13 protein-coding genes are annotated in these 14,900 nt (G+C 33.5%); 2 read left to right on the plus strand and 11 right to left on the minus strand.

The features are described from left to right. Nucleotides 1-617: 617 nt before the first annotated feature. The 7 genes from HMPREF0389_RS04725 to HMPREF0389_RS04755 all read right to left on the minus strand — a co-directional run bounded on the left by HMPREF0389_RS04725 (nt 618) and on the right by HMPREF0389_RS04755 (nt 8,911). The gene (locus HMPREF0389_RS04725) at nt 618-1,025 is read right to left on the minus strand and encodes a (deoxy)nucleoside triphosphate pyrophosphohydrolase (protein WP_014262550.1); all 408 of its coding nucleotides are present in this window, start codon (nt 1,023-1,025) and stop codon (nt 618-620) included. Between the two features lie 382 nt (nt 1,026-1,407). After that, complete coding sequence (locus HMPREF0389_RS08895) at nt 1,408-1,566, minus strand: FeoB-associated Cys-rich membrane protein (RefSeq protein WP_014262551.1); 159 nt, start codon at nt 1,564-1,566, stop codon at nt 1,408-1,410. A gap of 25 nt (nt 1,567-1,591) precedes the next feature. Next, nucleotides 1,592-3,979: a ferrous iron transport protein B gene (gene feoB, locus HMPREF0389_RS04730; protein ID WP_014262552.1), complete on the minus strand. Its 2,388-nt coding sequence runs from the start codon at nt 3,977-3,979 to the stop codon at nt 1,592-1,594. Nucleotides 3,980-4,116: 137 nt separating this feature from the next. Continuing rightward, on the minus strand, nt 4,117-4,338 hold the full coding sequence (locus HMPREF0389_RS04735; RefSeq protein ID WP_014262553.1) for a FeoA family protein: 222 nt from the start codon (nt 4,336-4,338) through the stop codon (nt 4,117-4,119). A 16-nt stretch (nt 4,339-4,354) separates the two neighbouring features. Continuing rightward, on the minus strand, nt 4,355-4,567 hold the full coding sequence (locus HMPREF0389_RS04740) for a FeoA family protein (protein ID WP_014262554.1): 213 nt from the start codon (nt 4,565-4,567) through the stop codon (nt 4,355-4,357). 699 nt (nt 4,568-5,266) lie between these two features. Then, on the minus strand, nt 5,267-6,679 hold the full coding sequence (mgtE, locus tag HMPREF0389_RS04745; RefSeq protein ID WP_014262555.1) for a magnesium transporter: 1,413 nt from the start codon (nt 6,677-6,679) through the stop codon (nt 5,267-5,269). A gap of 978 nt (nt 6,680-7,657) precedes the next feature. Beyond that, nucleotides 7,658-8,911 (minus strand): coproporphyrinogen-III oxidase family protein, encoded by a 1,254-nt coding sequence (locus HMPREF0389_RS04755; protein ID WP_014262556.1) that lies wholly within the window; start codon nt 8,909-8,911, stop codon nt 7,658-7,660. A 322-nt stretch (nt 8,912-9,233) separates the two neighbouring features. Between HMPREF0389_RS04755 and HMPREF0389_RS04760 the strand changes: the two genes are divergently transcribed. Continuing rightward, entirely contained in the window at nt 9,234-9,737 is a 504-nt protein-coding gene (locus tag HMPREF0389_RS04760) for an O-acetyl-ADP-ribose deacetylase (protein ID WP_041250811.1), read from the plus strand. 209 nt (nt 9,738-9,946) lie between these two features. Continuing rightward, nucleotides 9,947-11,470 (plus strand): DKNYY domain-containing protein, encoded by a 1,524-nt coding sequence (locus tag HMPREF0389_RS04765; protein WP_014262558.1) that lies wholly within the window; start codon nt 9,947-9,949, stop codon nt 11,468-11,470. Between the two features lie 387 nt (nt 11,471-11,857). Here the strand turns inward: HMPREF0389_RS04765 and HMPREF0389_RS04770 are convergent, their stop codons facing one another. The 4 genes from HMPREF0389_RS04770 to HMPREF0389_RS04780 all read right to left on the minus strand — a co-directional run bounded on the left by HMPREF0389_RS04770 (nt 11,858) and on the right by HMPREF0389_RS04780 (nt 14,648). Continuing rightward, a complete protein-coding gene (locus tag HMPREF0389_RS04770) occupies nt 11,858-12,895 on the minus strand; it encodes a hypothetical protein (RefSeq protein WP_041250812.1) in 1,038 nt (345 codons plus the stop codon). Between the two features lie 77 nt (nt 12,896-12,972). Further along, nucleotides 12,973-13,455 carry a hypothetical protein gene (locus HMPREF0389_RS08900; protein ID WP_014262560.1) on the minus strand — a complete coding sequence of 161 codons (483 nt, stop codon included), beginning with the start codon at nt 13,453-13,455 and terminating at the stop codon, nt 12,973-12,975. Nucleotides 13,456-13,496: 41 nt separating this feature from the next. Beyond that, on the minus strand, nt 13,497-13,832 hold the full coding sequence (locus HMPREF0389_RS08905; protein WP_156775247.1) for a hypothetical protein: 336 nt from the start codon (nt 13,830-13,832) through the stop codon (nt 13,497-13,499). Nucleotides 13,833-14,153: 321 nt separating this feature from the next. Beyond that, nucleotides 14,154-14,648 (minus strand): methyltransferase family protein, encoded by a 495-nt coding sequence (locus HMPREF0389_RS04780; protein WP_014262562.1) that lies wholly within the window; start codon nt 14,646-14,648, stop codon nt 14,154-14,156. Between the last annotated feature and the right edge of the window lie 252 nt (nt 14,649-14,900).

Genomic DNA, 14,900 nt, shown 5'->3' on the forward strand with positions numbered 1-14,900 from the left:
GTTATTATGCAAATATCTCGTTCAATTTTTTCAAACATTCAAAACCGTAATACTTCGTTCACTATATTTTGCATACAACTATTAACTTATCTTCTTTGATGACATTTTTCGCAAAATGATAAAAACACCAAATGCCAATGCTGTGCATTATCCCTAAATTCACGGTATCATAATGAAATACAATTGTCAATTATTACTAAATATTTATTGCATTTTATTATATTTCTCAAAAATATATTGTCTACATATGTTCCAAATTTGTAATTTTTACATATTGTGACATTCTATTGCAATATTTTTTCGCCCTTGATTCCGTCATTATAAATTGTGAAAATCGGAATTAACACTATTACCTGTTCGAATGACCTATAATATCATCACCGTTTCAAATTGAGATTCATCACTTAAATTCTTATTTTTCCAATCAACTACACAATGTCTCCCTAACTTTGAAAAGAAAGCGGTTGAAAAACATTTTTAAATTTCTGACATTTCAATCAGATTTTAGTATAAATACAGCGTCATATTTCAATCAAAGGGTTTGATGTGAATATTCATTGATTTTGAATATTTTAATGTACTTTTGACGGTTTCCTCATCTTATGATGTATTTATTTTCATTTTTCCCGTTCTGATTTCATCAGTTCTTTTCTGATGGTCTCAATCAATCCCAAATCTCCCGGCAACCACTTTACATCATAAATCTGTTCAGCTGTCAGCCATCTTGAATCCTGCGCTTCTTTTAACACTAAGTTTCCCTCTGTCACCGTTGCCCAAAAACATTCCATATACAGATGAAACTTCGGATAATCGTACTCTACCACTTCAATTAAGTCTCCTACTTCAACGGAAGTTTCCAACTCTTCCCGTATTTCACGAAACAGTGCTTCTTTTGCACTTTCTCCATCTTCAACCTTTCCTCCGGGAAATTCCCACCAACCTTTCCATTCTCCATAGCCCTTCTGTGTTGCAAAAACTTCATTTTCTCTTCGAATCACTGCTGATACAACATGTACTGTTTTCATCACAACGCTCTCCTTCCAAACATACTATACTCTATAAAAATAATACATCATTTTTTACAATTATAATACTAATACCCGATGAAGTGATTGAACCCATCCAATCTCTATAAGTGATACTTTTCATTGTTTCATTAATCAGTTGATTGACACTTTCACAGGGTCTACTCATAACTTTTTCAAATGTCTGAAATACTTCATTTTCTATGAAATAATTCTATTGAGTTTTAAGATAGACACTATTTCAGAATATAGATATCATGTATGATGATAAAAATAGAATACCCTATTCATATCATGAAAAAATAGATTTGTATGAGTGATTGCTATAACAACAGAAAAAGAGTCGTAAGAACCACAGTTCCTACGACTCCTGTTTTTTTATTTAGTGGCAAGATCCTCCGCAACTTCCACAGCCGTCTGCACAAGAGCAACCTTTTCCTTGTTTTTTCTTGCGATACATATTTCTGATAATACTAATCACAATCACAAGCAAAACCGCTCCCACCAAAATGGTCCCTTTATTTTCCGCAAGCCATGTCATTGTTGTTACCTCCTATCATTCAATCCTATTTTTCAGTATGATGTGTTGCTTCTTTGTAAGGTCTAAACAACATATAAATCATTGTAGCCAAACAGATAACAGATGCAATTAATCCGATGATATGTGTTTCACCCATATATGCCGAACCGAATTGATGAATCATCATTGCTACCACATACGCAAATCCGCATTGGTATCCAATCGCAAACCATGTCCATTTTGTGTTGTTCATTTCTCGTTTGATTGCACCGATTGCCGCAAAACAAGGTGCACATAATAAGTTGAACACTAAGAAGGAGTATCCGGTCACACCATTAAATACACTGCCAAGCGTATCCCAAACATTTCCTCCGGTTCCATACAAAATACCCATTGTTCCTACAATATTTTCTTTCGCTACAAGTCCTGTGATAGACGCTACGGCAGCCTGCCAATTTCCCCATCCCAAAGGAATGAAAATCCAAGCAACCAAGTTTCCGATTTTTGCAAGAATGGATAAATTCAACTCTTCCTCACTCAACATTCGGAATCCGTCTTCTGTAAATCCGAAGAAACTCGTAAACCATACAAAGATGGTAGACAGTAAGATAATTGTTCCGGCTTTTCTGATGAATGACCATCCACGTTCCCATGTTGAACGAAGCACAGTGCCTAAAGTAGGTATATGGTAAGGTGGCATTTCCATTACAAAAGGTGCAGGTTCTCCCGCAAACATTGTTGTTTTCTTTAAGATAATGCCGGAAATAACAATTGCCGCCATTCCGATAAAATATGCAGAAGTTGCAACCCAAGCATTTCCACCGAAAATTGCTCCTGCAATCATTGCAATAAACGGAACTTTTGCACTGCAAGGAATGAATGTCGTCGTTATGATAGTCATACGGCGATCGCGTTCATTTTCAATCGTACGACTCGCCATAATTCCGGGAACTCCACAACCTACCCCAACCAACATTGGAATAAATGATTTTCCGGACAATCCGAATTTACGGAAAATTCTATCCAATACGAATGCAATACGAGCCATATATCCGCAACCTTCCAAGATTGCAAGCAGGAAGAACAATACCAACATTTGAGGTACGAATCCAAGAACCGCTCCAACTCCTGCAATAATACCGTCAAGAATCAATCCTTTCAACCATTCCGCGCAATTAAGAGAATCCAAAATTCCTTCCGTAAAATCAGGAATACTTGGGACAAAAATACCATACTCTGCAGGGTCGGGTGCTTCTGCTCCATATTGTTCCCATATTTTTACTGCTTTTTCATAATCTTCCAAAGTAGCGGTTTCCTTGCTTACTTCTAAGGTCTCTTCATCTTCTACTTCATATTCAAAATTTCCTTTGGGAGCTTCTCCGTTTTCTTCTATATATGCAACATATCCGTCTATAATCAATTGTGCAGTTGCGAACTCTTCAGATGCTTCTTCATACTCGCTTCCACCGGTCAAATGGAATCCGGCATCAAATAAGTTATCGTTTGTCCAATCGGTTGCAGATAGACCCACAGTAACCATCGCAATATAGTACACCATAAACATAACTGCTGCAAAAATAGGAAGTCCCAACCAACGGTTTGTCACAACACGGTCGATTTTGTCTGAGGTGCTGACACGATTTTCATTCTTTTTCTTGTAACAAGCTTTGATAATCGTCGCAATATAAAGGTATCGTTCGCTTGTAATAATGGATTCCGCATCATCATCCAACTCTTGTTCCGCAGCTTTAATATCTGTTTCAATATGAGCCTTCACAGAACTGTCTAAATTCAAATGAGCTAATACCTTTTCATCTCTTTCAAAAATTTTAATGGCATACCAGCGTTGTTGCTCTTCCGGAATATCATGGATAGCTGCTTCTTCAATATGAGCAAGTGCATGCTCTACGCAACCGGTAAAAGTATGCATCGGTACTGTTTTCTCTTTTTTTGCTGCAGAAATTACAACATCGGCAGCCTCTTGAATTCCCGTTCCTTTCAATGCAGAAATTTCTACCACTTTGCATCCAAGTTGACGAGACAATTCTTCCGTATTGATTACATCTCCGTTTTTGTGAACAATGTCTATCATATTGATTGCCACCACTACCGGAATACCCAATTCCACCAACTGAGTCGTTAAATATAAGTTTCTTTCCAAGTTTGTTCCGTCTACGATATTCAAGATGGCATCCGGTCTCTCTTGGATTAAATAATTACGCGCTACCACTTCTTCCAATGTATATGGAGAAAGAGAATAGATTCCGGGCAAGTCCATAATTTTTACATCATCGTATTTTTTTAACTTTCCTTCTTTTTTTTCTACGGTAACTCCCGGCCAGTTACCTACAAATTGATTTGAGCCTGTCAGAGCATTAAACAGCGTTGTCTTCCCACTGTTCGGATTCCCTGCAAGTGCAATAGTAATACTCATAATTTATTAATCCCCGCTTTCCTCAGTTAGCATAGCTAACCGGTATAAAAAATAAAAATCCCCTTATAAAACCAAAAACTTCGGCTGAACACCATAGCTGTTATTTTCACAACAGAGTGTTTTGTCAGCCTCCCTGATTATTCCACTTCTACCATTTCCGCATCAGCTTTCCGAATAGATAACTGATATCCCCTAACAGTCAATTCAATCGGATCACCTAATGGTGCAACTTTTTGAACTGTAACTTCCGTCCCGCGAGTTAGTCCCATATCCATGATTCTGCGTTTCACCGCACCTTCTCCGTGCAACTTTACCACTGTGACAGTTTGTCCGATTTTTGTATTTTTCAAAGTGTTCATCTTCATAACCCCCTTTTTAAATCATTATTTTTCTTGCCATCCCTTCGCTCAATGCAACTCTGGAACCCTTGATATTTACAATCACGCTCCCGTTCAGAGTGTTGACAATTGACACCGTAGCTCCGACAATAAAGCCGAGGTTTTCCAGATGTTTTTTCACTTCGGGCGTTCCGCCGATTCTCTTGATAATATTTTCAGTTCCAACCTCTGCCAAAACTAAAGGCATCATATTTTTACTCCTCTCTATAATTAGAATCAGTAGTGATTGCATGAAACTACTGTTTCCATTTGATAACCAAAAACAATGTTATTATAATGAAGTAAAATTGTCAATAAATTTATCGCATTTCCCACAATCTAAAAAGATGTTCTCACTATCAAATAAAACACCCGATTCACAACTCTGTTTTGAATATATATTGACACTGAAAAATACTTCATTTTACTGTCTTTGCCCTGTTATTTTGAGCTACCGTTTTTAGCCGAAATATATCCGATACCAAAACCTAATTGAACTACCCTAACTATTCCATTCAAAAGAAATGCTCTCTTTAACATTGTTATATTTGAACCTACTGAAATAGAATGTTAAAGTCATTAAACCACGAACAGTAACTTGACATTATGAACTATGTCAGGTGAAATAAATTATGATATCAATAAAAAGCAGACTATCTATCTGTTAAAAATTATTTTCCGTGCCTTCACTATATACTCAAGGTAGTGCTCCTATCTATCTTAAGAACACAAAAAAAAGAAAGCTTTTTTCAAATTGTATTTTCTTTACCGAATCCGAGCAGAAAAAAATATTGATGTTCGCTTTCTTTTTATTTATCTCTTTCTTCTTATTTATTTTTTTTCTATTTTTATTCCCTTACGATATTCCGTACTTCATTTGCAACAGCAAAACTGTTATGTTCTACACAGTCTATATGACACCTATAATCAATACCCAGACCAAACAATAATATGTTATTACAGCAACAAGGTCGTTTATCGTAGTAATCAACGGACCTGATGCTACCGCGGGATCTATTTTCATTTTAATAAACATAAGCGGAATCAGTGTACCCGACATACTGGACAGTACCATCGATACAACCAGCGCAATACCGGTACAAGCCGATATCGAAAATGCCATATTCATCGTCTGATTCTTTAGAAGTACCAAGTAGAACCCTACCATTACAAAAGAAAGTATCCCCAATATCATTCCGTTTACAAGACCGATACGCGTCTCTTTGCAAACAAGGAAAAATTTTTGTTTTTTCCCTATATTTTCATCTATCAACACTCTAATGGTAACCGCCAGAGATTGTGTACCGACATTTCCCGCCATATCAAGTATCAACGATTGAAATGCTATAATGAGCGGTAACTGCGCCACTACCTTTTCAAACACTCCGACAATAGAAGATACGAACATTCCAAGTACAAGAAGTACCATCAACCAAGGCAACCTCTTCATGATACTTTTTCGCAAAGGCTCATTCAAATCCTCTTCTGAAGAAAGTCCGGCAAACTTTGCATAGTCTTCACTCATCTCATCGTCTACAAGCTCCATTATCGTTTGTGAGGTAAGCACACCGATCAATTTGTTCTCATTATCCAAAACAGGAATAGAATCTTCGGAATAATCTTTTATCCTACTGAGACAATCATCTATCTGTTCCGTCGCATAAACATAAGGATACGAAGTCGTAATGATTTTTTCCAAATCAGTTCCTTCTCTTGCAATGATTAAGTCCTTCAAATCGATTGCACCTAAGAAGATTTGATTCTTATCCAAAACATATATGGTAGAGATGTTATCATTGTCGTTCGCTTGACGAATCAGAGAGCTCATAGCTTCTTTTACACTGATACCAAAATCAATCACAACATAATTACTCGTCATTTTGCTGCCGATTTCATCTTCATTGAAAGAATTTAATAATAGAAACTCTCTTTTCTTCTCACTATCCAGCAAATCAAGTATGATGTCCCTACTGTCTTTATCCATTTCACGAATATAGTCCAACATTTCAACTGTTTCGAAATGAGAAAGAACAGCCATCCTTTTTTGAATCGGAATTTCATTCAAATATATTGTACTGTCATCCGAATATTCGAGAATCTCTGCTATCCATTCAGCATCCAACAATGTATACAAATGTTTTCTATCATCCACACTCAACAGAGAAAGTGCATCAGAAATATCTTTTTCGTGATAACTCAATAAGTTCTGTTGCTTCATTTTCGGTGTAAGCGGCCCTTTAATCAACTTGACAATATCTTCTTGATGACTTGGATGTTGATTTGTTTCTGTGATTTCTTGAACTGTGTTATCTTTTTCTTTCATTTATAGTTCTCCCCTTCCTTGCAATATTTTTTCGTGTAAAAATAAGTTGCAAAAGGGCATAAAAATGCCATTGTCTTTATCAATAAGGAATCCCTATAAATGAAAACAACGGCTTTTATATTTATATAACAAGGTATTATTATAGACAATAGGATTTTGAATATCTTGTTTGAAAATAAAAAAGCCCTTATGCAACTTACCGGTGCAACTGTCCACAATACCACCTCCTGAAAATTAACTTCTATTCTTATAAAATAAACAGGAACAAATGATACCTATATTCTTGTATCAACACATGATTGATTGTTAAGAAAATTCATTTTATCCGAAATTCATTGTACTAAACAGCTATAAAAAAGTCAAGTATACAACAAGTGTGATAGAAAGGTTTTTGTTATTTCATTTTTCATTGTTCAAACATGTCAATTTTATATAAAAATAACTTCAAACAATAAATTTTATCATGTGATAACTTTATGCATAATTTTATAAGAAAACCTGATGAAGCGATTGAATCGATCCAATCTCTACAAGTTATACTTTTGATTATTTCATCAATCAGTTTATTTACACTTTCACAGAGTCTGTACATAACTTTTTCAAGTGTCTGAAATATTTTATTTTCTATGAAATAACTCTATTGAGTTTTAGTATTATTATGTTTTTATGATTTGATTTACTCATTCCAACGTAGATTTTCTATGAGATACCAATATTACCGTTTTATTTTTGCTTTATATTTCTACGGTTTTCAATATAATTGCCTCATTCAAACTATCAAGATTGCTTGTAGGTTCACATTATCCGAAAGAAGAATATCAAAAAATGTTATGTGGTAAAAGTCCTATTGTTTTGCTCATTTATCACTGATTTTCAAAACAATCTGTAATACAATCATTTATCCACAATCTGTCTCTTCCGTCAACAATTCGCAATTAGCAGTATCTTATCATCCTTTATACAAGAATAGAATTCTGTTTATTTTATATTTAATTGTTTCGGAAATGCCTCTTTACTCATCGTCCCCCACATATGGTTGATGTAATCATAGGTAAAATATTTTTCGTAATGATGATAATAGAACGCTCCTTTTTCAGTCAATTCATACACTCCGTCTCTTTCTGTCAAAAAGCCGATTCTTTTTGCGAAAAACAACTCCAAACCGTATATTTTTTTCAAATCTTGATTAAAAAAGTCTTGAAATTCCTTGCAATCCACTTTCATAGAATAGAATTTCCAAAATAAATAATAAATCATTCTCTGTCTTACGGTAAAATCTAATGTCAAAGAAGTAGGCAGCTGTTCGCTTTGCAACCGATTGATATATTCTTCAACGGAAAATGTATTGATTTTGAATATCTCGTCCAAACAGGTTGTCGCAGACGCACCGAATCCTAAAAAGTTATCTCTTGTCATGGAAGAATAGCTCGCTCTTCCGTCTTTCGAAAAGGTCCAAATAGAATCTCTTGTATATCCTCTTTCTTCGCAATAATCCGTTATCTGCTTTAACAGTGCTCGTTTTTCTTTTTTTTGAAACTCTTGAATTCCCGATTCCAAAAATCCAAAATCAATAAAAGGATAGATGGCAATATGGTTTGCACCGTTTGAAAACGCAACTTCAATATCTTTCTGCAAATCTTGAAATGTTTGGTTCGGCAATGCAAAGATAAAATCCATCGCAACCGTTTCAAAAGAAACTTTTTGCAATGCATCAAACATTGTTTCGAATCGATTTTCTTTTCTTCCCAAAATTCCCAAAAATTTATCTTGAAAGGATTGAATTCCGATACTGATTTTTGTAACTCCGATATCCGAAAGTTTTTGTAACAGTTTTTCCGTCACATTGCTCGGATGGAGTTCTATCCCGATTCCCTGTGTAATTTCAAAGTGAGATGTGAGCGAATCAATGACTTCTCCCAACCTGTCAATTGCCAATGCAGGTGTTCCACCACCGAAATACAGACTGCTGACTTCTTTTTTTACCTGTCCTTGTGTTACCAATGCAATCTCTTTGAGCAAATAATCCATATATCGATTCATCTTTTCTGTATGATACACCTCTTTGCAATACGGACAAAACTTACAAATAGATTTACAAAAAGGAATATGCACATATAATCCCAACTGTTTAGTATCTTGATATTCTAATGTATTGGAATACTCATTCTTAAATTCAAAGCCTTTCACTGATTTGGTCAGCCACATTCTTGTAGCACTTGTTATCATTCCCATAGCAACCTCTATCCTTTTATATCCAAGAACCGTTCACCATCAATGTCATTTCTACAATCAATAGTATTCTATATTATGACACAAAAAACATCCGTATTTTTCAAAAAGTCTACACTTACTATATCTTTCTGCAAATTAAAATTTTACCGTTTTTGAAATAAACAATTTTGTTTTTCAATCAAGTTATTATATAATAATAGTATCATTGTAAACTGAAAAATACAAATAGACAGCAAAAAATGAAACGATGAATCAAGATTGTATAGGAACAGTTGTTGTAATAAAAATTTTTAACAACAATAATACGAAAGGGGAATTTGTTATGCCTTTTAGAATCATACAAAACGATATTACTACAATGAAAGTGGATGCTATTGTCAACGCTGCCAACAAAACTTTGTTAGGCGGAGGAGGTGTTGACGGTGCCATTCATAGATGCGCCGGTCCGGAATTGCTCAAAGAATGTCGTACCCTGCACGGTTGTGAAACCGGCGAAGCAAAAATCACAAAGGGGTATCGTTTACCGGCATCCTATGTCATCCACACGGTAGGTCCGATTTACGTCGACGGAAAGCACAACGAACGACAACTGTTGACACGTGCATATCGAAACTCTTTACATCTTGCAAAAAAACATCATCTTCGCTCCATTGCTTTCCCGTTGATTTCGTCCGGCGTTTACGGATACCCTAAGGAAGAGGCGATTGAAGTTGCAATCTCAACTATCAGAGAGTTTTTGGAAACAGACGATATGGATGTCACTCTTGTTATCTTTGACAAAAAAGATATCCCTATCCAACAAAATTTTTCAGATTATTATTTGTAAATTCAAGATATAAAAAACATAATATGACAATTTGTATAAATTATAACAAAGAGATTGCTTTATCAAAAAATGAAAAATTTGCGTGTGTCAATCTGTTCACACAGTTTTAATCATATCAAAGACTATAATAACAGCATAGCTGATAAATCATATTCTTTTGCTCATCAAATGTTACAAAAGTACTTAAGTACAACAAGGAGGTTTTTACTATGACATTATTAACAAGAAAAATTATTATAGTTGTGTTGATTTCAGCAGCATTATTTTCGGTGGTATTTTTCTTTTCGGTTGTTTTCTTCCACAATGACAACAGTTCAAAGATAGAAGAACGTGGGGAAAAATACGGAAACAGCTATTTTTACAAATACAAGGATAAAATCTATGTTTTGCTTTATGGTGACGGAATGGTGGAAGTTGAAGGAGCGGATATCTCTACTTTTAGAGCATTTGATAAAGACAAAAAAGATGAGAGCGGAAATGTCGGCTTTGATAAAAATAGAGTTTATTTTGGAAATATTCCGGTTTCAGACTTAAACCCTAATAAATTATATTATGTGGGAAATAATTATTATAGCGACGGAACTAATCATTATTTTTGTTCAATATCTTCAAAAAGCAACGGAGAATTATCAGCAGGAAATGAAATGATACAAAATATGTCCCATCTTATTTTTAAAACAAAAAAAACGCAAAGCTATATTTATCCATATAAGAAGCTACAGACAAACAAAAAATTACAAGTAATTGAAGATCTTCCGAATTTTGCAACCGGTGGAGAGGAACTGTATTATATGGGAGAAATTTTGCCTAATGCAGATATCAATACATTTAAAAAGATAGATGAAAATTTAAATTCTGTATATTTTGCCGATAAGGACAACGTTTATTATAAATCTAAACTTTTGCCAATCAAAAATAATGGTAATCTAAAAGTATTTCAAGAAAACAATCTGACAATATTTTATCTTTATGATGATGAAAACGGAAATATTTTTGCAAATGACTGTCCTTTCGATGCGACGCATTCTCCTTATAAAGTTATTGGAAACGGTGGAGAGCATAGTTATAATTTATTTTTTATAGGCAAAGACGGAGTTTATTTTTATAATCCTAAAAAAGGGAAACAAGAAAAAATAGGAAATAATATTTTTCAAGGTGAAACGAAAGAAATAAGCTCTAATGTATTTTCTGATGATGAAAATATTTACTTTTTAGATGCTTTTGAAATAAGAGTTAAGCCTATGGCTTATTATAATAAAATCTTTTTTAAAAAAAATCTCGGAGATAATCAACTAATCTCACTGAACAGCGGAATATATTACCTGGATAAAAAAAGCGGTTGGGAAAAGGTGAAAGATATTAGAAATGCGGAAGCGGGAACTATATGGAAAAAGGGAAGCAAATATTACTATTTTGATAATTCCGGTATTCCTCAATTAATATATTATCCTGTGTATGAAATTTCTGACAAAAAAACTCTCGATTATTTATTAACTTGCTCAAAGTCAAATGCAATAAATTTTGAAGAAGAAATAAGAACACTCATAGATGATAACAAATTGATAGCTGTTAAGGGAAAAGAAAAAATGACAGCCGTTATAGAATACATCGAAAACCCCTATGAAATCAGTATAGCAAAAGTAGCTATTCTTTTCATCGGAGTTATGATTGGAGCTTATCTGGAATATATTAAAAAGAAAAGAGCGAATCAACAACATAACCGGAGCTTGTAAATGAGATGAAACATTCAAAAGATGATTTTATGCTAAAACCTCTTGTGTCCTATTATATTAAATATCAGGCAAATTCAATAGATTTTAGTATAAAAGAATCATGACTGCCCTCGAAATTTGCTGACCAAGTTTTTATATAGAACCGATAAACAAGCTCTTAAAAAATCTGATTTTGTAATCAAGACATAGTAAAAAAACTGATTGGAAGTTTAACAATCGACACAGGGGATTGACACAAGAGTGTTCTGTTATTACACAAAAAATTTGTGTTCTTTTTGTTTCAATAGACTTCCATGATATTCATAGGAAGATATTTTTACCTTCCTATGAATATTGCATTTAATTTATCTCTCCAAACTATATTAAAAACTCATATTATTACATGCTTTACATATTTAACATACTGTATTTAAAATCTATAATAGAAATATTTTCATCTCCGAAAAGTTCTTTTTTCGTAAGAGTTTTTATTATTTTTTTATCTTTTAAGGAGTATTCAAAAATTGCAAACTGTCCACTTTTTTCTCCCCAGATGTAAATATTCTCACCGGTTCTGTCAGGGTAAATAGAACCCACTGTCAAATCTTCTATCTCTACATCAAACTCTTTTTTTGATACTACATCTATGATTTTAATTTTTCTATCAGAAAACAACATACTATCTTCATATACCATTATGACCTTGTCTTTATTTAGCCTTCTTGTTTCCAATATTTCATACTTATCTGTTTCAAATAATACCTTTCTATTTGAAAAATCTAAGTCCATAGAACAGATCTTTTTGGGTCTGATGTGAGTGACTCTTGTAACTTTATCAGTCCTCATTCCGGAATCGGAACATGTTAAACATAATAAATCTTTGGTTTTCGATGAATAAGAGAAAGAGTATATCCAAGTATCATCATCATTTTCATCTAAATATTTAAATTTGAAATCATTTAAATCAATGACAGCGGGCTGAGTTACATTTTTTCCGGTTGTAGCAACATTAGCGAGCAACTTATTTTCTGCAAAAAATATATCGTTGTAAAGCATTTTTTCATTTGTCAGTTGATTGTTTGATTTATCACTTCTATCATAGACAAATAAGTTTTCATAATCATCGTCACCCGCACTTGCACTATAATATATTTTTTTTGTATTAGGATCTAAGCAACTTACAGGATAACCTTTTGCCGGCAACAATTCTTCTTTCATTATCGTTTTATCTTCTTCAATTGAATATAAGCAATATAAGTTTATAACACCTTTACTTTTATCTTTTTTGTCTATATATTTTGCTCCAACAATTTCTAAATAAGGTTTATTTTCCGAATCGGAAGAGTCAAGTTCATTATTGCCATATTTATAATTTTTTTGACAGGAACAAAATAAAATAATCATAAAAACAGCAAACATACAATATATCAATCTTTTTCTATACATTTTGATGGACTCCTATACTCATTCATAGGAAGATACAAAAAGTATCTCCCTATGAACTATTCTATTTGATTTATCTATTAATCTGCAAATTTTTCATGATAGTATCTCACTTTATATACCTCACCATGCGCTGTCCCACCGGCTAATTCATCCAATGCATCATCTCCCCATATATCAATAATTGCATCCGGGAGTTCCCCTACATCAGCTTGATAAAATGTAAAGGCCTCATTAGTATTTAAATTTCTAATATTTACCGATTTATCTCCTTTTTTGGAATAGTCATAATGCTGTTGTATTGCACAATTTTTGTATCCTAATGGATTCCCTCTATTCCCTTCAAGATCATAAAATACTGTAGCTCTCCCTTCCCCTAAGACACTACCGCTGCTTCGACGTGTCAAAGTATTATTATGTTTTCCCCACGAGTAAGTTCCTATAGGATTTGCAAAAGTGGTTATATTAAAAGGATTATCAAGCGAATATCCACTAATCTCGCTATCGTTTTTATATAAAATATTGTCAATGTATCCGGTTACAGAATTATATACTACTTTCATATTTGGATGAATTTTTATGTTATCAACATAAACTAAATTGTCTAAGTTTTTTGTCGCTTCTTCACAAATAGAATTCTCCCACTCAGCAAGTTTTTTTCATCTTCACTCATATCTGAAGTTATTGAAATTCTTTTCTGAAACGGCTTTTCATAACTTACCATACAAACATCTTCACTGCAATCATATCCACCTTTTTCTAAAATCGGATTCAATTGTTCATCATACACTATAACAGAATCCGGAAGCATTTTATCCGGAATATGATTAGGTGATTCTGCAAAACACAATGATGAGAGGGATAACGAAACTAACATAGTCAATGATAATAATTTTTTTATTTGGAAGTCTCCTTTTCTTTTTGTTTTTTTTAATTTCATTAACAGATTCGAACAAGGTATTACCACTAAGTATTTTCAGCAGTAATACCTAACATATATCACCATTTTTATATCGTTGCGGATTGTAATAATTCATAATACACCTTCATCAATTAAAATTAAACTTGTGTTATCACTAACACTACTCCCCTATTCTAGTATTGTCAAGACATATGTGACAAAAACCATCCGATTTGAGTCTAAGCTACACTGTTAAAATAATTTTCTACCATTTCTTTTGAATCCCACTGATTGTTTTACATAATCTACGAATAATTTATTGAATCTCTTGTCTAAAAATATCAAGATCAAAATGAGTTTTCATCTTCTTGGAAACCAAGGAAACACACGGTTTACTTTCTTCATGTAATCAAGGTACTGCTGACCATATTGGTTGATAAGCCATTTTTCTTCTGTATGTTTCATCAAAACCGTAAGATAAGCCCAAAAAATCGGACACAAAACGAAAGCCCATATATCATGTCCCAATAACAAAATCCCTGTACAAATAAATATCCATGCAGAATAAATCGGATTTCTTACATAAGCATATACACCATGTGTCACCAATCTGTTTTCTTTCAATCCCTTAACAATATCGGAACGAAACAGGCTCAACCCATACAACATCACACCTGCTGCAATTAACAGTAATGCCAATATATTCATAATCGTCCCGAGTTCCTCAAAAAGACCTATATAAATGATTCTTTTGTTTGATAAATATCTTGCCAACATTGTCATCAAAAGAATACTGATGACATAGATCGGTCCGACTCCAAAAAACGGCAAATGTTTTTGATTGATTTGTTTCAAAGTTCTCCCACCTCACTTTCATGAAAGATTACTTTCTATCATTCACAATACGAAACTCCAATAAAAAACGGATTCATTTCTTTCCTAATTGTTTCACAAACTCAAATCTGACATTGCAATTTCAAATATGGTTTATGAATCGAAACACACAACTTATGAATCACTTATCAAATTTTGTCATAACTTTTTTCAAATGACTCTATTCTTTCTTCATGATAGTTCTTCCTATCTATAGTATAACGATATCTTTTC

The organism is Filifactor alocis ATCC 35896 (assembly GCF_000163895.2).
Classification (GTDB): Bacteria; Bacillota; Clostridia; order Peptostreptococcales; family Filifactoraceae; genus Filifactor; species Filifactor alocis.